This is a genomic window from Phycobacter sedimenti (genome assembly GCF_038148855.1).
Lineage (GTDB): Bacteria > Pseudomonadota > Alphaproteobacteria > Rhodobacterales > Rhodobacteraceae > Phycobacter > Phycobacter sedimenti.
The window spans coordinates 130,987-150,681 of the sequence record NZ_JBBVGR010000003.1 but is presented as its reverse complement, the minus strand read 5'-3'; the positions used below and the strand labels follow the sequence as shown (position 1 = coordinate 150,681).

Genomic DNA, 19,695 nt, shown 5'->3' with positions numbered 1-19,695 from the left:
ATGGCCATCCCTGTTTTGCCGTTGACGCTCGTGTCTTCGCTCGAGCGGCGCCTCGTGACCTCGGTCGCCGAGGCGCGCTCGCCCTTCACCGGCACATCCCAGATCCAGGACTGGGGCGCGTCGTGGTGGGAATACCAGATCGAGATGGTGGTGACCCAAGGGGCTAATGCTCGGCGGCTTTCGGCCTTCTTCACGGCCCTTGGTGGATTGCGGGGCCGGTTCCTCTTCCCCGATCCCTCGATCGAGGTGCCGGCGGCGGCGGGCAATCCCTACGTCACCGAGGCACAAGGCGCAGGGATATCAACGCTTCGCACGGCCGGTTGGGGTCTTGGGATGCGCGCAGGCGACTTCTTCCAACTGGGTTCGGATACCACCACGCGGCTTTACCAGATGACGGCAGATGTGACGCCTTTGGGCAGTGAGGCCACGCTCGCCTTCGTGCCGCCGCTCAGGGCCTCGGTGCCGGTCGGCACGCTTCTCGGCCTTGATGCCCCATCGGTTCTGTTGCGCCTGACGGCCCCGGTCCCGTCGGTCATCGGCCGGGCGGATCAGCACCGCTTCACGATCTCAGCGCGGGAGGCGCTCTGATGAGCCGCGATTTGACCCACGCCTTCGCCACTTCGCTGGCGGATCAAAGCCTCAGGCCGGTCATCTTCTTCGAGGGCCAGTTCGCGACGGGTTGGGTCCGGATCTGGTCGGGTCTAGGAGGGGTCAGCTGGAACGGTCAAAGCTGGGCCGGCGCTGGATCGCTTTTGGGCCTCGGCTCCCTCGACGAAACCGGAGAGGTCGTGGCCGGCGGCACGGCCGTCTCGCTTTCCGGCGTGCCGCTGGACCTTGTGCAGATGGCCATCGATGAAGCGCGTCAGGGCCTACCGGGCCGGATCTGGCTGGGGCTTCTGGCCGAGAATGGCAACATCATTGCCGATCCGGTGCAGGCCTTTTCGGGCCGGCTCGACGTCCCAGAAATCAAGGATGACGCGGAGACCTGCACGATCACCATCAGCTATGAGAGCCGTCTGATCGACCTGACCGTAGCACGGACCTGGCGCTATACCCATGAAAGCCAGCAGGTGCTGTTCTCCGGCGATCTCGGTTTTGAGTACGTAACAGCGATCCAGGATCGCGAAATCACCTGGGGGCGCGGATAGTCATGGCCCGCGTTGACCACTGGGAACGCCTGCTTGCTGCGGCGATTGATACCGCACGGGCAAAGCCCTTTGTCTGGGGCGTCCATGACTGCCCGACCTTTGCTTTTGAAACACGCATGATCCTCACGGGCGGCGAGGATATCGCAGCCCTCTGGAGGGGTCGCTACACCACCGCGCTTGGCGGCGAACGTGTGATGCGCCGACTGGGCTGGGCCTCGCTCGAGGAGATGGGCCGCGCGCTTTTGGGAGAACCGCGCCAATCCGTGCTGCTTGCGCAACGCGGCGACATCGTTCTGGCCGATACCGGTCTTGGGTTCGGTATCTGCACTGGGGCCTCGGCGGTTGGGATGGCCCCTGAAGGCCTCGTGACCGTGCCGCTGACCTCTTGCCGACTTACCTGGCCCATCTGAACACGGATCCACTCCATGCCCTTCATCGTGACAGCCGTCACCGCGATCGCGGGGGCGATCAGCGGCGTATTGGCTGCAGGCGGAATTGGTGCGGCCCTTCTTCGGATCGGCGGCACGCTTCTGCTTTCCTATGCGGCGCAGGCCCTGATGCCAAAACCGCAGACCACGATGCAGCCGCGCACTGTGACGATCCGCGAGCCCGTCGTGCCGCGCGATCTTGTTTATGGCCGCACTCGCAAGGGCGGGGTCATCGTTTTCCTGCACTCCTCGGGGTCGGACAACAAGTTCCTCGATCTGGTGATCGTGCTGGCCACCCATCGGGTTAAATCGATCGGGGCGATCTACTTCGAAGGCGAAGTGGCGGTGAATGCCGCAGGTGTGGCTCAAGGCCGATGGGCCGGCAAGGTCCTCGTCGAAAAGAAACTGGGCGCCGCCAACCAGACCGCTTTCGCAGGCCTCAAGGCAGCTCTGCCGGACAAATGGACTGAGAACCATCGGCTGCGGGGCTGTGCCGCAATCCGGCTGCGGCTCACCTATGACCAGGACGCCTTCCCGGGCGGGATCCCGAACATCACGGTCGATCTCGAGGGTAAGGACGACGTCTGGGACCCACGGACCCAAACGGCGGGCTACTCAGAAAACCCCGCACTTTGCCTTGCTGACTACATGGCCAACCCGACCTGGGGCATCGGTGCGCGCATCGGCCAGCCCGACGGGATCGACGAGATGTCCCTCGTTGAGGCGGCGAACATCTGTGACGAGACCGTTCCTCTTGCAGGCGGTGGATCCGAGCCGCGCTATGCCTGCAACGGAGTGATCACCCTCTCAGAAGTCCCGAAGACCATCATTGAGGGGATGCTGTCGAGCTTCGCCGGCCGCTGCGCCTTCTCGGGCGGGTCCTGGCGCATCCACGCGGGTGCTTGGCGCGCGCCTGATGTGGCGCTGACCTCGGACCATGTCCGCGAAGGCGGGCTGACGATCGCAACGCGCGTGACGATGTCGTCGAACTTCAATGGGGTGCGCGGGCAGTTCGTCAGCCCCGAGAACGATTGGCAGCCAGATGACTTCCCGGCTTATGCCTCGGATGTTTACCTGGCCGAGGATGGCGGCGAGTGGAAATGGCGCGACATCTCGCTGCCCTTCACGATCTCTGCGTCGATGGCGCAGCGTCTCGCGAAAATCGAGCTAGAACGCGCACGTCGCCAGATGACGGTTCGGTTGTCGGGGAAACTGTCTGCCTGGGCGGCCACAGTCGGAGATGTGGTGACGCTCTCCTATGCCCGCTGGGGCTTTGCGGCCAAACCCTTCGAGGTCCATGGGGTCAGTCTTGATCTGACGGCCTCGGGCGATGGCGCGCTTTTGTTGCCAGAACTCGTGCTGCGCGAGACATCGCCCTTGGTCTACGACTGGTCGGCCTCTGAGCAGCAGATTTACTCAGCTGCCCCACGGACGGCTTTGCCCAATGCCTACGATATCCCGGCACCCGGTGCTCCGCAGGTCACTGAGGACCTCTACATCACGCGGGATGGGGGTGGGCTGAAGGTTCTGGCACGAATCAGTTGGGAGGCGGCACCTTCGGGATTTGTCGCGGCCTATCAGCTGCAAGGCAAACTTGCTGGCGCGGCCGACTGGATCGACTATGGCCGCACCGACGGCACCGCGCTCGAAATCCGCGACATCGCGCCGGGGGCTTGGGTTTTCCGGGTCAAGGCGATCTCGGTTCTGGGCGTCTCCTCGCCTTGGCAGGAAACCCAAGCCGAAATCCTTGGGCTGACGGCACCACCAGCGCAGCTCGAGAATGTGACCCTGCAAACGGCGGGTGGGCTTGCGATACTCAAATGGACGCGCTCTGCCGATCCTGACGTGCGGGTCGGCGGCAATATCGTAATCCGGCACTCGAAGGAAGCGACGGCCACCTGGGCCGACAGCTATTCGATGGACCGGGTCTCGGGCGGCGAGGCCATCGCCGTCGTGCCGCTGAAACCTGGCACCTATCTGGTGCGGGCTGAAGACAGCGGCGGCCGTGCTGGCCCTGAAACCCGGGTCTCGACCAAGGGCGCGCAAGTGCTGGCCTTCTCGACCTTGGACTTTCTGCAAGCCGATCCTGGTTTTGTCGGCCAAAAATCCGGGCTGCAGGTCACGGGTGCGAACCTGACGCTCGCTACCGCCCTCGACGCAAATGGCATCCCGCAGGTGGCGGCGATGGAGGGAGGCTATGGCTTTGCGACCGGTCTTGATCTCGGGGCTGTCAAACGCGTGCGGCTGCGCTCCGAGATCGGCGTGGCGGCACTGGCGCTGAATGACCGGATCGATGCGCGCACAGCCTCGATGGACACATGGGCCGATTTTGACGGATCGGCCGGCGCAGAAATCGATGTACTCTTTGAAATCCGCGAAACCGATGACGATCCGGCGGGCTCCCCAAGCTGGGGCCCGTGGGGGCGTCTCGACAATCATGAGATTGAGGCGCGGGGCATTGAGGCCCGCGCCTTTTTGACGACGAAGGATGCGTCTTACACGCCCATCGTCACACAACTGCGGCTTTATGCCGATGAGGTGGCCTGATGGCGCAGACGACAAGCTTTACCATTGCCAATGATGCGGGGGCCGCCGTGCGGGCGCGGATCAATGAGGTGATTGCCGCCCTGCAATCGACAAGCGCTGGCGCCTCGGCGCCAAGCACGACCGTCGCGGGGATGCTGTGGGTCGATACATCGGTCTCACCGCCGGTTTTGCGCCGACGGAATGCCACGAATACGGACTGGGATGTTTTGCTCGATGCGGCTGGCAATCTTTCTGGGTTGGCCAACACGGCCGTGGCGCGGACGAACCTTGGCCTTGGTTCGATGGCGACCAAGTCGGCAGCCGACTATGACGCGGCGATTGCTGCGAAGGCGGCGCTGTCCGGCGCAACCTTCACTGGCGTCGTCACGGCCCCGAACTTTGTCTCCTCGTCAGATGCTCGCCTGAAATCTGAGGTCGAGACCATTTCTGACGCGCTGGCCTTGGTCAGCGCCTTGCGCGGCGTGCGCTTCACAATGGATGGCAGCCGCCAGATCGGCGTCATCGCCCAAGAGGTCGAGACCGTCCTGCCCGAAGTCGTGCGGGACAACGAGGCGGGTCAGCTCTCCGTCGCCTACGGCAATATTACCGGCCTTCTGATCGAGGCCGTCAAGGAACTGGCCGCCCGGGTGGCGGCGCTTGAGGAGGCACGCCCATGAATGATGGTGGGTTCATCGACATGATCAACTCGTTCTTCGGTGGGGCGGTTACCACGCTGATCGGCGCCTTCACCGGACGGCTGATGTGGCATTCGGGCGAGGTAAAGCTCGGCAATCGCCGCTTTTTTGGCAAGGAACTTCTCTGGGAAATCCCCGTCGCCGTCGGCATGGCGCTGATCGGGGAGGCTGCGGCGCGTTACATCGGCCTGTCGCAGCCGGTCTCGACCGGGTTCGTGGCAACGCTCGCCTATCTCGGGCCCCGCGGGGCGGAAGCTCTGCTCGCCGCCTGGCTTTGCCGCAAGAAATAACCCGCCCACCGCTCACAGAAATCCTGCACGCCGTCCCGTTTCCGGGGCGCGTTTTCCTTTGCATGGGAGACAACCATGACACCGTTCGATATCGCCCGCAGCTACATCGGCACAACCGAGGGGCCGGGCGCCGCTGACAATCCCACCATTATGGAGATGTATGCCTCGGTTGGTCACGACTGGGTGGAACATGACTCTGTGGCCTGGTGCGCGGCCTTCGTTGGCCACTGCCTTGAGCAAGCCGGGATCAAATCCACCCGCAAGCTGACGGCGCGCTCTTACCTCGACTGGGGCATCCCAATCGAAGTGGCAGACGCCCAGCAGGGCGACATCGGGGTCATTCCGCGCGGCAATTCCAACTGGCAGGGGCACGTGTTCTTCATCGATCGGATTGAGGGCGCTTGGGTTTGGGGGCTTGGGGGCAATCAGGACGACGCCGTCAATGTGAAGCGCTTTCCGGTCTCGAAACTTCTCGGCGTGCGCCGCGCCGGGAATGTCGCGCCTGCTGTGACGCTCTCAGTGGAATCGGTGCAGCGGCGGTTGAAAGATCTGGGCTATCACGAAGTCGGTCAAATAGATGGAAAGGTTGGGCCACGCACCCGCGCTGCCATTCTGGCCTTCCGGCAGGACAACGACCTGGCTCTCGTGCCGATCATCGATGTCGCGCTGGCAGAGGCGCTGGAGAATGCCGCCCCTCGCGAAATCGCCCCCGAGCGGGCCTCTGGTGTCCCCACGGATAGCCGGATCGTGACGGCAGCCAATGCACAGATTGGTCTGGGCGTGATTGGTGCTGCAGGCTCCATCGGTAGTCAGATTGCACCGGCGTTGGTCGAAGCTGAACAGGCGCGCGATGTGGCCGAGCGCATGTTCACCTTGATCGGGCTGGAAGAGTGGCTCTCCGTCTCCCTGCCATGGATCGGCGCGGCGGTGTTCGTCGGCGTCGTTCTCTATGCGCTCCGCGCGAAGGCGGCCCGGATCGACGATTATCGCTCGGGGAAAACGCCATGATCTGGGTCTTGATTGTCGTCTCCTGCCTTGCAGGGGATGACCTGCCTGTTTGCGCCAGCAGCATCAGCCAAAGCCGCTACGCAAACTTCACCGCCTGCGAGGATGCCGCTGTCTGCACGCATGATCAGATGCGGGCCGTCGTCGATGCGCGCGGACAATCCGTGCTGCTGCTCGACACACGCTGCGTCGCCCTCTCACTGGGAGCACCCGCATGAGCGCCATCCTGACATCGCTGTTCGCGGGCCTTGGGCGCCGCGTCGCCTATTGGGGTGCGATTGTTGCGGCCATAGGCGTCGCCGTCTGGATCCTGATCCGACAGGGCCGGCTTGCCGCAGAGGCCGAGCTCGCCATCCGCCGTGCCGACGCCCAGGTTCGGGCACTGCAAACATCCAAGGACATCCGCCATGACGTTCAAAACGCTGACCGCGCTGATCTTGAGCGCCGGGCTAACCGCTGGATGCGCGATTGAGCCACGAGGCTTACGGGACGATTGCGATTGGGCTGAGCCTATTCGTCCTTCTCGTGGTGATCTGTTGAGCGACGGCACTCTGGCCCAGATCGTCGCCCATAATGAGGTCGGTGCGCGGCTCTGCGGGTGGCGGCCATGACAACAGTCCAGGAAGGTCCGGTCATCCTGATCGGCTATGAATACCGCTTGCAGCTCCAGGCCGAGGCAGATTTGTTCCCTGATGTGGCTCAATTCACCGGTCACCTGCGCCGCGCTGTGGGCGAAAGCACGGTCTTGACCACGATCACCTCGGCCAATGGTGGGGTCCTGCTTCGGGACGCTCGAACGCTCGAAATCGTTCTGCCCGCCGATGCGACGGCAACTCTGACGCCCGGAACTGTCGTGCTGGACCTCGTCCGCACGGATATCGATCCCGATCGCCATCTTGGCGTGTTGCTAGAAATCCCGGTGCTGCTGCCTGTTACACGGGGGCTCTGATCCATGGCAGCCTCGCTCGATCTGCGGCCCCTCACAGGGCCGATCCGGATGTCTGTCATCTCCAAGGCTTCGGTCATGCTCCGCCTCGCTGCGGGGCCGATCGGCATCCGCGTTCTCGGCCAACCGGGGCCACAGGGGGTGACCGGCCCACAAGGCGACAAGGGTGACCAAGGCGAGCCCGGGATCACCATTCTTCCAACCGACGCACCCATCAACGGGGGATTTTTCTGATGGCAAACACCATCCAACTCAAACGTCGCGTCTCTGGCGTGGCGGGCGCGCCCGCTGCGCTGAAGTCCGGCGAGCTCGCGCACAACGAGGTCGATGACACGCTCTATATCGGCAAGGGCGATGACGGGTCCGGCAATGCCACCTCGGTGGTGCCGATGGCAGGCTCGGGCGGGTTTCTGGCGCTTGTCGGCACGCAAACCGTCGCGGGCGCGAAAACCTTCTCGACCGTTCCAAAATCTGCCCAAGATGCCAGCGCCGCAACCGATCTCGTGCGGAAATCGCAACTCGATGCGGGTCTTGGGGCCAAGGCCGCGCTGAGCCACAGTCACGCGATTGCCGATGTCACCGGTCTGCAAGGCGCGCTTGATGCCAAACTCGGCGCGACCGCCAATGCGGTGTCAGCGATCAAACTGGCCACGGCGCGCAGCATCACCTTGGCAGGCGACCTCTCGGGCTCTGTCAGCTTCGATGGGTCTGCCAATGTCACCATCACAGCGGCCGTCGTCGATGACAGCCATGCCCATGTCATAGGCAATGTGGATGGGCTGCAGGCGGCCCTCGATGCCAAGGCGCCGCTGGCGTCGCCCGCACTCACCGGAACGCCCACAGCCCCGACGGCAACCTCTGGCACGAACACCACCCAAGTGGCGACGACCGCCTTCGTGCAGCAGGCCATTGTCGATTTTGGCCCCGGCGACATGCTGAAGTCCGCTTATGACACTGACAAAGATGGCAAGGTCGATGCGGCAGAGGTGGCGGATGCCGCGCCCTGGGCCGGGATTACCGGCAAACCCACCAGCTTTACCCCCTCGGCGCATAGTCATCCGATCTCGCAAGTCACTGGGATGCAGACCGCGCTGGACGCGAAAGCGCCGCTAGCCTCACCGGCCCTGACGGGCACGCCGACGGCTCCGACCGCCGCCGCAGGAACAAACACAACGCAGATTGCGAGCACCGCCTTCGTTGCTGCCGCCATCGGCGCGCTGATCGATGCTGCCCCAGGCGCGATGGACACGCTGAACGAGTTGGCGGCGGCCCTTGGGGACGATCCGAACTTCGCAACCACCGTCACGAACGCTCTGGCGGGCAAGCTCTCTGCTGCCTCGAACCTTTCCGATCTGCCGAACAAGGCGACAGCGCGTTCGAATCTCGGGCTTGGGTCAATGGCCACGCAAGCTTCGAGCAATGTGATGATCTCTGGTGGGACGATTAACGGCGTCGTGCTTGATGCCGGCACGTTTTGAGGACGTCCCCCCATGGCCATCAGTCTGAAAATCAAGCGCGGGACCCGCGCGCAACTGACCGCTGCGGCCGGTTCAGGAACCCTGATCGCGGGCGAGCCCTATCTCGTGACGGATGAGGGCCGTTTTGCCATCGGCATCTCGGCGTCGAGCTTCGAGGCATTTGCCAAACAGTCCGAGATCGGCGCTGGCGGCACTATCACGCTCGACTACGGGCAGATCAGCTCACAGCCCTCCAGCAGCGCCGATTACGGGAGCATCCTCTGATGACGACCCAGATCCAGCGCCGGCGCGGCACCACGGCGGAACATTCCGTATTCACTGGGGCGGCTGGTGAATTGACCGTCGACACGACCAAGAAAACCATTGTCGTTCATGACGGCATCACGGCCGGCGGTCAGGCGCTTTCAAAGGAAGGCCACACGCACACGACGGGCGATATAACCGGCTTCCAGTCGGCGCTCGATACCCGTGCGGCGCTAAGTGGGGCCACCTTCACAGGCACGGTCACCGCGCCGAACTTCGTCTCCTCCTCAGACGCACGCCTGAAATCCGACATCGCGCCCATCGCAGATGCGCTGGCCAAGGTGCAAGCGCTCAACGGTGTCACCTTCACCATGGTGGGCAGCGACACCCGCCAGATGGGTCTCATCGCGCAGGAGGTGCAAGTGGTCGCACCGGAGGCCGTGGTTGAGGCCGAGGGCGTGTTGCGCCTCGCTTACGGCAATCTCGTGGGCCTCCTCGTCGAGGCCATCAAAGACCTCGCGAGCGAGGTCGCCCAGCTGAAAAGGAAACTCCCGTGACCCAGACCGGTCTTGTCGCTATCACGAACTGTGGCGTGCCGCTGCACTATGCCGTCGACATCAAGGCCGATTACGCCGGGATTGCGGTCTTTGAGCGCGCGGCCCAAGGCACGCAATCCGGCATGGCCGGCGTCATGCCCTGGGCCGAATTGCGCAGCCACCTCGAAACTCCGCCGAGCCTTGGCAACAACGCAGGCTTCGTCGATCTGAGCTACAATGAGGTTCTGGTCCCGGATCTGCCGGGGGCTGCGCATGGCGGCATCTATAAGGGGCGCTCCTACATTTTTGCGGATGGCATGCGGGGGCGCGATGAGCTTGTCGATTATTCGCTGATCGACATTGCTGTCGGCCACAATGGCCAGCCGCTGCCCTGGCGCAACCGCTTTGCCCAATCCGCACGCGAAAAGGTCGATCTCTCATTCCGACACCGGGCCCGTGCCCAGATCGCCAATGCGCTGGTGATCTTCATGCCCCTTGAGGCCCCCTTCGATCAGCTGCGCATCGAGGTGCTCTGCGATCAGGACCCGATCTTCCTGAACGGCACGGAAATCGCCGGGCGCGTCGATGACGCTACGATCCCTAAGGACGGCCAGTGGTTCCGGCAGTTCTATTTCCATGCCGTTGCGGCCGAAGGGGCGGTTCTCACCGTGCCCGCCGGTGGGCGGGCCGAGGTGGCCGTGGCGCTGCACTGGAACGCCGACAGCGCACCCTGTGCCCATGCCCTGGCGCTGAAGCTCGAGTCTGATGCGGGCTATCTGCCGAAGCGGCGGTTGGTGACGGGGCCGGACGGCACGGGCAGCTTTGCTGTTGAGGCCTTGGGGCTCGCGCCCGGCGATCAGATCGCGGTCAAGATCAACACCGAGCATTACACGGCGATCGGCAAGATGGTGTTGGAGGTGGTGTGATGGAAATCGCAACCAAAAGTGAATTCCAGCTCATTTATCCAAGCTTCGTGCTGCATAAGCACTGGGAGATGCCAGAGGGCTTCAATGACCGGCTGCATGCGCTGGCGGCCGAGGATGCGCTTGCAAACCGAATTCAGGATGCGAGGGACCGCCGCAATGTCGGCGATGATACCAACCATCTCGGGCATTTGCGGCACAACTTCCTGATGGACCGGTGCGACCCGGCGATTGCGGTGCTCGCGCAGATGGTTGCCGCCGGGGTGCGGGAATATCTGCAACTCGCCTATGGCTACGATCATCAGGGCGATATCCGGATGATGTCAGACACCTTCTGGCAGCGCCGTACCGCGCGGGAAAACGTCGGCATCAACGCCCACACCCATATCCAGAGCGACATCGTCTGCACCTATTATCCGCGGGTGGTGCTCGACGCCGATTGCCCCGAGACTTCGCTGCATCGCGGGGCGGTGCGGTTTTACGATCCGGCCAATGTCGGCAAGCGGCTCTGGCCCTGCAACAATCCCAACGCCTATGTCGGCGGTTGGTATGCGGTCGAGCCAAAGGCGGGCTCGATGCTGGTCTTCGAGGGGCATGTGCCGCACGACAGCACCTATTTCGAGGGCGAGGAGCGGATGTGCATTCCGATTCTTTGTTCGCTCGACCTTCCCAATTCTCACTGCAAAGCCGGGCTCACAGAGATCCTGGCCCATCAGGCGCAAGGAGGCTCTCATGGCCTATAAGGTTGGTACCACCATCGTCATCGACGATAGCGGCAATGTGGATTGGTCGCGCATTGCAAACAAGCCGGTCATCGGCACAGGCGATATTACCTCCGTGACCGTGACCAACGGCGCGCCCAGTGGGGGCGTGAATATCAGTCAAAGCTATGCATACCCATACGTGGGAAACTGTTATGTCGAAAGCATCAGCGGCGGCGGCACGACGGGGGATGTTACCGTGACCTCGGTGCGGCGGCAGTTCAACTGCAACTGCAATTGCCGGTGCTGACCGTGGACATTCACAGCACCACCATTGAGCTTTGGCCGACGCGGGTCAGCTTCTTTGAAACCCCGCCTGACTGGGAGGTAAACCGGCTTCTGGCCGAGGAGGCTATTACGGCGGCGGAGATTGGGAAAACCGCGAAACCGCCCAGCGCCGCGAAACGCCGGGTGCGCGGCATTCTCGATGGCAGCGCGGCGGGGCAAGCGTTGAAGGCGCATCTCTTCGCCTGCGCGCGTGCCGTGCTCGGCCCTTGGGCTTCCTACCTCGACCCCAACCATTGCGAAAACCGCGCGCTGATCATCGAGCCTGGCGGGTTCATCTCGACGCATAAGGACAGCCGCGAGGGGGACCTGACCTGCGTCCACTTTCTGACCGGCGGTGGATCGGGCCAGCCGGTGAACAGCGTGGGCACCCCGCGCTTCGTGATCGAGGATCCGTCGCGGTACTTTGATGAGGGGCGGCTGCCTTATGAGAGCCGTCATGGCTTCTCGGTTAATCCGCGACCGGGGCTTTCGGTCTTCTTTCCCTCTCATATTCCCCACAACCAGCACCCCTACGAGGGGAGCGCGCCGCATGTTCAGGTCGTCGCGAACTTCCGCGTCAACCTGCCAACCGCTATCGAAGAAAGGCTGTTCGACTGATGTGGTTTGATCTGACTTTGGAAGCGCGTGACGGCAGTCGTCATTCCGTGCGCTACAACCCGCACACCTCCGAATGCGAGGGGCTGCCGCTGCCGGTCGAACGGGGGAGCTTTGCACCGGTTGCCCGCGTGGCCAAAGACAAGCCCATCGGAAAATCTCGCGCTCCCCGCATCCTGAAAATCCAACTCGGCCTGTCGTGCAACTATGCCTGCAGCTATTGCAGCCAGGCCTTCCAGATCGCCGATGCCACGGTCTCGAAGCTGGCCGATGTCGAGCACTTCCTGACTCAGCTCGACGGCTGGATCACCGACGCCCCGGAAAAGATCGAGCTCTGGGGTGGTGAGCCGTTTCTTTATTGGGCCAAGATCAAGCGGTTGGTGCCGGCGTTGGCGGCGCGGTTCACTACGGCTACCTTCTCGATCATCACCAACGGATCACTCCTTGACCGCGAGAAGCTCGACTTCATTTCCACGCATGACATCGCGATCACAATCTCTCATGATGGCCCGGGGCAGCATCTGCGCGGGCCGGATCCGTTCGACGATCCTGACAAGAGACACTGGATCCAAACCCTGTTGGCCGAGCGCCCCGAAAAGACCGGGTTCAATGCGGTGTTGACGCGCCAGCATCACGACCTGCGGGCCCTCAAGGCCTGGTTTGCAGAAAACGTCGGGCCGGATGTCTTCGTCGGGCTCGAAGGCGTGGTGAATGTCTATGACGCCGCGACCGCCATCGGGACAGGGCGGTTTGAGCCCGCGGAACTGAACAGCTTGACGCGGTCGATCTTCAAAGCGCTGGTCGAAGACCCGAATGCCTTCGGCCTTGGGGAACGCATCAACGAATTCTATGCCTCGATCCAGCGTCGGCGGCCAATCGAGGCCCTCGGCCAGAAATGCGGGATGGACAGCCAAGACGCGATCGCCGTCGACCTGCACGGAAACGTCATGACCTGCCAGAACACCGGTGCGAAGGGCGTGCACAAGATCGGCCATGTCGCCGAGTTTGACGGCATCGCGCTCGATACCGCGACGCATTTTGCCTTCCGGGTGGAATGCATGTCCTGCCCCGTCGTTCAGCTCTGCAAGGGATCCTGTATGTTCCTCGAGGGCGAGTTCTTCAAGCAGAGCTGCGCCAACGAGTTTGCCTTCAATATGGGGATCATGATGGCTGCCGTCTGGCATTTGACGGGGATGGTGGTGGTTGGGGTGAAAGGCGAGACCGGGCGAGAAAACGGCGCAGGTTAGGCTGGGCGGATAACTCTGGTCTGGATCAAGGCATGAAGATGCTCACGAAGACTGCTTGGCACATTTCCTCCACGGATGATCACGCCGGCTTCCATGTTTTTTTCGAGTGCGTGTCCAGTAAGGTTCGCGCTGGTCAAGAATGCCGAGTTGCCGTCAGCGACAGCCACCTTTGCGTGAACCCTTCCTTCGACAAACGGATAGGGTCGGTCAGTCCATACGTACAAGGACGCCGAAGGAACACAGCTTCGCATCGTCGAAACGGGATCAACGGAGAGGCTCCCGCCATGGCTGCTGGATGTCTCCAACAGTATTCTGGTGTCAATTCCGCGAGTAGTTGCGGCATTCAATGCATCGACTACCGAGGAGACGTCATATGCAACGAAACTGACAATAAAGAGGTCCCGCGTTGCGCCATGGATCAGATCTAAGAGCACCTGCTCTGTTCGGCGGGTAGGGACTGAGGGGGTCGTTGGGCCCGTCCAAACGAGTTCGACACTGTTATCGCGCTGCACTTGTTGTCGGGCAAAAGATCCACCGACCAAGATGCCGGCCAGCAAATCACCCGAAATCTCGGTCTGCTTCCATGCTGCGATTAAGTTATCAAGGGCTGCGCGTGCAGCCGGCGTGCTAACTATCCGGTGCAGGCTCCCATCTTGCTCGGCCGCCTGCGAGCCGCGGACACGATGAGCAAGTGCTTCGATCCTCGACGGTGACAGAAGGGCCACGAGATCCGTGGCAGCGATCAGCATCTTTTCCATCAGATGTTCTCGAAGAATGCTGCATCGGGGTGTTCGAGCGTTGGCACCACGAGGGAACGGTCGAGATGGCGATTTCCCCTCTCGCATGACGTTTCCGAGACGAACGAACAAGCGTGACACGCGGCGCCGTGAAGCGACTGATCCTTGCTAGGATCGTGTTCCGCGCACAGAGGGTCGGAGGCGCAGATGTGGGCGCGGTCAAGCGCTTGGCGTAGAAGACGACCGAGGTTCTCGGGCTTGCCGAGCTCCACCAGTCCCCCAAGCGTGCCATCGGAGTCTGCTGCAGCGGTATAGATGAGAAATCCAGCCTGATCCCTGCTGTCATCGACCTCAGCATAGATCCGCTCGCGAATGCTCGCAGCATTGTACCCGCACTCAAGCGCAAGTTCTCGGATCAGCATGTGCGCGAGGGTGTGCAACATCACGTAGCGGACGCCTGGATAACCTTCGTTCGGGTCGAGGTTTCGCTTTTGACGCCATCCTCGGTGCCCTTGTCGGAGCCGAGCATCGAGCGCTTTAACTGGTTCCTTGTCCGCCCAACTCTTCAACGCGTCGTTGTCGAAACGGATGAAAATACCTTCGCCGTGAACTTGTGTGGCCGGAACCCAGTTCGGCGCAGCGCGTCCGAGTGGAGCCCGTGGGGCTGCGTCGTCTCCCGTGCCTTCGTCTGGGGACTCAACCCTGGTAAAGCCCAGTAGTGCATTCACCTCACGAAGGCGCTCCAGCAAGAGGACGCGTGTGATCGCCGTACCGAAGCCCGGAGGAGTGCCAACCTTCTTGCTCATGAAGTGCGGATAATCTGTGGGCGGATTGTCATCTGTCAGGATATCCCATTCGGGTCCCTTCAGATCACTTTGATCGACGACCGATCCACCATTGCGATGGGTTTCGATGGCGGACCAAATCTGCTCATCGCTGTACTGTTCGATGCCGGGAAGTTGTGCGGTCTTCTTGAGTGTCTTCGCGACGAACGCGACCTCTGCGGCTGAACTTACGTCTTCGAAGAAAGTCCAGCCGTCTGCAACTAGCTGCGCGAGGGGGCTTCCTGTTTGCGGTATGGCCAAGACCGATAGCGTCACGGGAAACCAACCATTTGTCGCCCCAAGCAAGATGGCACGAGGGTCTTCTGTACAATCGTCTTCGAACTTATCGATGTGCGGGTGTCGCCCGCGGCACCCCGGAAGATTTTCTCGACCAGCCTGACCGAAAGCCTGCGCCATGTTCTTCGATGCACCGCAGCCGTCGCATTTGACCCACAGGTTCTCGGTTTGAAGTGATGCGCCGCTCTCGAAAAACCTCAGCGTCGCGCGGCAAGTGCTAGGCCCGCCATGAACGAACCAATGCCAGGCAAAGTCGTCGAGGTGGCCAGCTCGACATGCCATTAGAAAGCGAGCCGGGACGGCATCGGCATCCCTCGCCCTTTGATCGTTATTCGACCCGCGACAGCCCTCATGGACGAAACGAGTCAACTCAGGCCGATACCTGTTTTCCTTCAGCTTAAACAAGCCGGCGTCATAGGGCGATAGCAGCCCGCACTTGACGCAGCGTAGCCATCTTGGGAACGGCTTGACGGGTACGCCGATCAGCGCTGCAGCAGAAAAGGGGTCTACGACGTCCCTCTCGCCGATGGGAGGCATCCGCAATGCCTCGACCTGAGGCCCGAGCACGCTGCGGACATTGGCAAGCAAGCGTGCCTCTTGTATCGGCTGACACCTGTCTTTCTCCCAGCGGTCGATCCCCATCGTGACCACCGACATGTTAGGGAGATCGATCAATGCTCCTGGACCGTAGGTCCAGAGTAACTGGCTGGGGCGGATTTCACCTACGGGTGTTCTGCTCATTATTGGTCCTCCTCGGGCTGCGTCACCCGTGGTCGCCATGTCGGATCACTGGTTGATCGATCATCTTCCATCACGAGCCGTACACCGGGTTCGACTTCGCGCATTGACATCGGGACCGTCCAGTCGGTCCAAGGCTTGATCCCCGGCGCCGAAAGTAGCGGATAGGCAGTGGGTCCTGCGCCGTGCTTTTGGTAGACGAGCGTACGGCCGCCCACGCCCGCTTCATTGGCCCAATCGTCAGCGCGGCTCTTCATCTCGGCTTCGGTCAAGGTCTTCTTCCCCGAGTCTTCAGTGACTTCCCAGGTGCGAGTGGCGACGGCGCCGATCGTATCCAACATTTCTTTGCGGCTCGGACTGTTCATGGCGCCAGCGCCGTCATTTGCCGCGAAGGGATCGTAAGAGTGACGCATGATGGACAGAATCGCGCCGGTGAGCCCTCGGTCCAATGCCCGTGGCGAGAACGGGGTGACGGATTGCGCCTCGACGTGCTGGTAGAAGGTCGCGTGGTAGTGCTCGAAGGTCTCGTAGTGTGACAGGTCGCGGGGCCGTGCCCAAGTCAGCACTGTCGCCACGAGTCCCGGCGGCGTGCGGCCCACACGGCTGGTTGCCTGGATATATTCCGCCGTTCCCTTTGGTTGGCCGTTTACGACCATCACGCCGAGGCGATTCACGTCGACACCGACCGACAGCATGTTTGTCGCGAGAACGGCATCGATCGGCCGGGCCTCTCCTGGCTTCCTGTTGGTCACCCATTTGCCTAGTGCCGGGTCGAAGGTGCCATCGAAAGGAACCTCAAGCTGATCAAGGTATCTCGGGATGTCCTGACTGGAGACCCGCGATGTCAGTTCGCTGATTTCTTCGACCCGGCGCTGCGCGAGCCCCGGTCGGTCCACCAGGCTCATTTCGACGCGGAACGAACGCGTTTGGACGTCGTCTTCTGCCAAACGCTTCATCCCTCCGAGTTCTCGCAACGAGTTGAAGTAGCCGACGAGGGTCATATAGGGGTCGGCCACCGGGCCGAACCGATCGAATAGCGCCTGCGCGGCGGTTAGGAACGCCGTATAGGTCCTGATTAGCACAGCCGGGCGAGAGCTGCCGGGAGCGCAGATGCCCATGTACCGTCGGCCGGGTTTCTCGCGGATGGATCTCTGGACCGAGAAGAAATTGTCTTCGACGTCCAGGCCGGAGGGCGGAAACACAGAAATGCGGCGCATGAAAACATTGCGCACCTGGTCGTCGGCCCGCCGCACGGTCGCGGTGGATGCGACGACCTTGGGTCGAACCTTTTTTTCGCCCAGAACCCAACTGCTCAGCTCGTCGACGGCCGTTTCGTAAAGACCCACCATTGTGCCCAATGGGCCGCTGATGAGGTGGAACTCGTCCTGGATGATGAGATCTGGTGGTCGGATCGCGCGGACCGGCTTCACACTGGCGGCGGGATGTGCGCCCCTCGCTCGGTGCCCCGTACCGCAGTCGTGACTCGGCCAGAGCAAACCATGGCGTCCGCATTCTTGATCGACGCGGCCGAAAAGGTTCCGAACCTCGGGACGCCACGCCATCATCGCGAACTTGTCCACGGTCGCGATCATCATCGTCGGCGGGCGGTGGTAGATTTCCTCGTCGACGACCTTCACGGGAAGCCCCGGGTGAGGCTGCCCAGTGGATTTCGCCTTCGAGAAATCGCAACCGCCCAGCTTGTCGCCGCAATGGATCAGCGTTCGGCCGGCGATCCTGTCGACGTCGATGTCGCGACCACCGGAGATCTCCGAACCGCACCACGGGCAGCTGGTCAGCTGGGCAGGCGATGCAATACCCGCCTTGTTGCGATCGTTGTTTCGAATGGCCTCGACAGCCTGGTGAGACGCTTCGGTCGTACCCGGTGTCACGCGATTGCCGACCCAGAGACCGAGCGTAAACGGCTCCTTGCCCCAGGTTTTGTCGTCTGCACGACGGATGACCTCCATCGCGCAGAGCAGCGTCGTCGCCCTCTGGAACTGCTGAAGAGTCAGCAGTCGCAGTGTGTAGCGCATGATGACGGCTAGACCGCGTGATGCGTCGAGGCCTCCGAGATCATTCTTTAGTCGGCGCATGGCCATGGCGAAGGCCGCCACACCGAGATAGGCCTCGGTCTTGCCACCACCCGTCGGGAACCAGAGGAGATCGGCGAACGCCTCGACCGGCTTGGTCCGGTCCGGGTGTATCGGATCGGCGAGCGACGGAATCGACAGGAGCAGGAACGCCAGCTGGAACGGGCGCCACGATCTGTTCTTCGGCACGTCCAAAGTGGTCACGTCGACGGTTTCGTTCCGTCTGCGCTTCAGAGCGTAGATGCTTCGGACACGCTGCATCGACATGGACCGGTTGGCAAAGCGGAACGCCTCCATCGCTTTCGGGTCGGCGAAGAGAGTGTCCATGCCCTCTCGGAGGCGGCGCAGGATCTCCTCGCAGCGCTGAATGACGTCCTTGCCCGGTTCATCGAAGCCGGTGATCTCCGACCCCAGCCGGATTTTCTGTTCGCCGATCCAAACGGCGTAATCGTCGACGAGGCACGAAAGAGCGTCGCGCAGCGCGTCTGGCGCCATCTCCGCCAGCCGCGTCATGTCGAGCCAGCCCTCGTCGACCATGCGCCGCATGGCAGGGCGGTCTCTAGGATCGAGGCCCGGCGTTTCGGTGACGGCGACTTCGTAACGCGGGATGATCTCTGTTCTGACGCGATGGGCTTTCGTCGGCTCCTCGGGCGTCGTATCGGCGTGAACGGACACTCCGTGGCCGACCGCGAACTCGAGCCGGTTGCGATAGATGAGGGCGAGACGGTCACGTTCCGGGTCGTCGACAACAACTTCGTTCGTGGGGCGACGCCGAAAGACCGACCTATCACCGTGATCTTCGGGAGCCTCGACGGTGATTTCCGGTTGGAACAGCCATGCGCGATCCTTGTTGTCGTCGGGCTCCAGCTGTCCGTTTACGAGGAACAGAGTGACGAGACGTTCGCCTTTGGCGTTCGTCCTAACCGTGCCCTGAACACGTACGTCGGGTTGGTCGGGGTCGGGTGTGGACGGTTTGAGCTGCCCGTCGGCGAGCGGCAGCGGGACCACACCACCACACGGGACGCGCCGCCAGACCCTGACCTTCACCTCTTCTTCTCGGCCGGTCTGGCGGTTTCGCCGGGTCTTGGTGATGTCATGCTCATCATTCGGGACGCGTTCGTAACGGCCCCACCGGGCATCGACCAACAACGCCGGCACATCGGGCGCGACGCAGAAGGTCAGTCCCATGCTCGATGGCACAAGCGATTGGTTGTTCGTCGTGTCGATCTCGTCGAGCGCGTCGTCTTCGGGCTCTACCCGGCCGGTGGCAGTCGGAAACTCCGCTCCGGGCTCGTGCAGCGGTGCGGCCCGCTCTTCCTCGAGGTCGCCCGCCTCATCGGCACCGGAAGCCGGTTCCACCTGCGCGGCCTGATCGTCACTCGGGCGTCGAGGGGCCAGCTTGCCAACCAGATAGCGATCGCGTACGCTCATGTCCTTGATCAGCTCGTGCGGCCCTTCCGCTGGGCCGAGCAGATCGTCCCGTACCGAGACCTCGAGAAGATCGCGAACGTAGGTCACGTCCTGGATCAGCGGCACTGCGTCGGGTGAAGCAGCGCCGAGTGAGGGAAGGACACGAAGGAAATCACCCCAAGGCAGCCGTGTCGCCGGTGCGATCGGCGCGGTCAGGCCGAGCGCGGTCAGAGGAACCGCCGGATCAACGGCTTGAGCCTGGTCGAAATAGATGGTCCGACCATCGGTATCCGACCGGACGCGCAGAATGCGTCCGACGATCCTCACCGCATCGTCGGACCCTACGACGACTGCCCAGTCACCAGGCGCAGCCGCGGTTTCGTCGGTCGGGCCGAGTTCGATCCGGAGTGCACGTCCGTTGCTGGCAGGCTCGCCATGGAGGATCCACGCAGCATTCTGGGGGGCGGCTTGTTCAATCAACTCGGTCATTT

22 protein-coding genes are annotated in these 19,695 nt (G+C 62.4%); 19 read left to right on the top strand and 3 right to left on the bottom strand.

The annotated features are described in order from the left end of the window. The 19 genes from AADA15_RS06350 to AADA15_RS06260 all read left to right on the top strand — a co-directional run bounded on the left by AADA15_RS06350 (position 1) and on the right by AADA15_RS06260 (position 13,108). Positions 1-588: a hypothetical protein gene (locus AADA15_RS06350; protein WP_341640708.1), complete on the top strand. Its 588-nt coding sequence runs from the start codon at positions 1-3 to the stop codon at positions 586-588. Then, complete coding sequence (locus tag AADA15_RS06345; protein WP_341640707.1) at positions 588-1,148, top strand: hypothetical protein; 561 nt, start codon at positions 588-590, stop codon at positions 1,146-1,148. The genes AADA15_RS06350 and AADA15_RS06345 overlap by 1 nt, the downstream gene beginning before the upstream one ends. 2 nt (positions 1,149-1,150) lie before the next feature. Next, complete coding sequence (locus AADA15_RS06340; RefSeq protein WP_341640706.1) at positions 1,151-1,558, top strand: DUF6950 family protein; 408 nt, start codon at positions 1,151-1,153, stop codon at positions 1,556-1,558. Between the two features lie 15 nt (positions 1,559-1,573). Beyond that, positions 1,574-4,123 (top strand): phage tail protein, encoded by a 2,550-nt coding sequence (locus AADA15_RS06335; protein WP_341640705.1) that lies wholly within the window; start codon positions 1,574-1,576, stop codon positions 4,121-4,123. Further along, positions 4,123-4,779, top strand: a complete 657-nt coding sequence (locus AADA15_RS06330) for a tail fiber domain-containing protein (protein ID WP_341640704.1) — start codon at positions 4,123-4,125, stop codon at positions 4,777-4,779. The genes AADA15_RS06335 and AADA15_RS06330 overlap by 1 nt, the downstream gene beginning before the upstream one ends. After that, complete coding sequence (locus AADA15_RS06325; protein WP_048599768.1) at positions 4,776-5,087, top strand: phage holin family protein; 312 nt, start codon at positions 4,776-4,778, stop codon at positions 5,085-5,087. Before AADA15_RS06330 ends, AADA15_RS06325 begins: the two co-directional genes overlap by 4 nt. Positions 5,088-5,162: 75 nt before the next feature. Beyond that, positions 5,163-6,095 (top strand): C40 family peptidase, encoded by a 933-nt coding sequence (locus AADA15_RS06320; RefSeq protein ID WP_341640703.1) that lies wholly within the window; start codon positions 5,163-5,165, stop codon positions 6,093-6,095. After that, the gene (locus tag AADA15_RS06315; RefSeq protein ID WP_341640702.1) at positions 6,092-6,310 is read left to right on the top strand and encodes a hypothetical protein; all 219 of its coding nucleotides are present in this window, start codon (positions 6,092-6,094) and stop codon (positions 6,308-6,310) included. Before AADA15_RS06320 ends, AADA15_RS06315 begins: the two co-directional genes overlap by 4 nt. Next, a complete protein-coding gene (locus AADA15_RS06310) occupies positions 6,307-6,564 on the top strand; it encodes a hypothetical protein (protein ID WP_341640701.1) in 258 nt (85 codons plus the stop codon). Before AADA15_RS06315 ends, AADA15_RS06310 begins: the two co-directional genes overlap by 4 nt. 135 nt (positions 6,565-6,699) lie before the next feature. Continuing rightward, positions 6,700-7,041 (top strand): hypothetical protein, encoded by a 342-nt coding sequence (locus tag AADA15_RS06305; RefSeq protein WP_341640700.1) that lies wholly within the window; start codon positions 6,700-6,702, stop codon positions 7,039-7,041. 3 nt (positions 7,042-7,044) lie between these two features. Further along, a complete protein-coding gene (locus AADA15_RS06300; RefSeq protein WP_341640699.1) occupies positions 7,045-7,272 on the top strand; it encodes a hypothetical protein in 228 nt (75 codons plus the stop codon). After that, positions 7,272-8,516 (top strand): head decoration protein, encoded by a 1,245-nt coding sequence (locus tag AADA15_RS06295; protein ID WP_341640698.1) that lies wholly within the window; start codon positions 7,272-7,274, stop codon positions 8,514-8,516. The genes AADA15_RS06300 and AADA15_RS06295 overlap by 1 nt, the downstream gene beginning before the upstream one ends. A gap of 12 nt (positions 8,517-8,528) precedes the next feature. Further along, on the top strand, positions 8,529-8,780 hold the full coding sequence (locus tag AADA15_RS06290; protein ID WP_341640697.1) for a hypothetical protein: 252 nt from the start codon (positions 8,529-8,531) through the stop codon (positions 8,778-8,780). Further along, the gene (locus AADA15_RS06285) at positions 8,780-9,316 is read left to right on the top strand and encodes a tail fiber domain-containing protein (RefSeq protein ID WP_341640696.1); all 537 of its coding nucleotides are present in this window, start codon (positions 8,780-8,782) and stop codon (positions 9,314-9,316) included. The genes AADA15_RS06290 and AADA15_RS06285 overlap by 1 nt, the downstream gene beginning before the upstream one ends. Then, complete coding sequence (locus tag AADA15_RS06280) at positions 9,313-10,221, top strand: hypothetical protein (RefSeq protein WP_341640695.1); 909 nt, start codon at positions 9,313-9,315, stop codon at positions 10,219-10,221. The genes AADA15_RS06285 and AADA15_RS06280 overlap by 4 nt, the downstream gene beginning before the upstream one ends. Further along, positions 10,221-10,961, top strand: a complete 741-nt coding sequence (locus AADA15_RS06275; RefSeq protein ID WP_341640694.1) for a hypothetical protein — start codon at positions 10,221-10,223, stop codon at positions 10,959-10,961. Before AADA15_RS06280 ends, AADA15_RS06275 begins: the two co-directional genes overlap by 1 nt. After that, positions 10,951-11,229, top strand: coding sequence for a hypothetical protein (locus AADA15_RS06270; protein WP_341640693.1), 279 nt, complete (start codon positions 10,951-10,953; stop codon positions 11,227-11,229). The genes AADA15_RS06275 and AADA15_RS06270 overlap by 11 nt, the downstream gene beginning before the upstream one ends. A gap of 2 nt (positions 11,230-11,231) precedes the next feature. Next, entirely contained in the window at positions 11,232-11,864 is a 633-nt protein-coding gene (locus AADA15_RS06265; protein WP_341640692.1) for a hypothetical protein, read from the top strand. Further along, complete coding sequence (locus AADA15_RS06260; protein ID WP_341640691.1) at positions 11,864-13,108, top strand: radical SAM protein; 1,245 nt, start codon at positions 11,864-11,866, stop codon at positions 13,106-13,108. The genes AADA15_RS06265 and AADA15_RS06260 overlap by 1 nt, the downstream gene beginning before the upstream one ends. On the opposite strand, the gene drmC is transcribed toward AADA15_RS06260, so the two are convergent. The 3 genes from drmC to drmA are packed head-to-tail and all read right to left on the bottom strand — an operon-like array spanning position 13,105 to position 19,693. Continuing rightward, positions 13,105-13,866, bottom strand: a complete 762-nt coding sequence (gene drmC, locus AADA15_RS06255) for a DISARM system phospholipase D-like protein DrmC (RefSeq protein ID WP_341640690.1) — start codon at positions 13,864-13,866, stop codon at positions 13,105-13,107. The two genes, AADA15_RS06260 and drmC, sit on opposite strands and share 4 nt — an antisense overlap. Beyond that, a complete protein-coding gene (gene drmB, locus AADA15_RS06250; RefSeq protein WP_341640689.1) occupies positions 13,866-15,707 on the bottom strand; it encodes a DrmB family protein in 1,842 nt (613 codons plus the stop codon). The genes drmC and drmB overlap by 1 nt, the downstream gene beginning before the upstream one ends. Next, a complete protein-coding gene (drmA, locus tag AADA15_RS06245; RefSeq protein WP_341640688.1) occupies positions 15,707-19,693 on the bottom strand; it encodes a DISARM system helicase DrmA in 3,987 nt (1,328 codons plus the stop codon). The genes drmB and drmA overlap by 1 nt, the downstream gene beginning before the upstream one ends. Between the last annotated feature and the right edge of the window lie 2 nt (positions 19,694-19,695).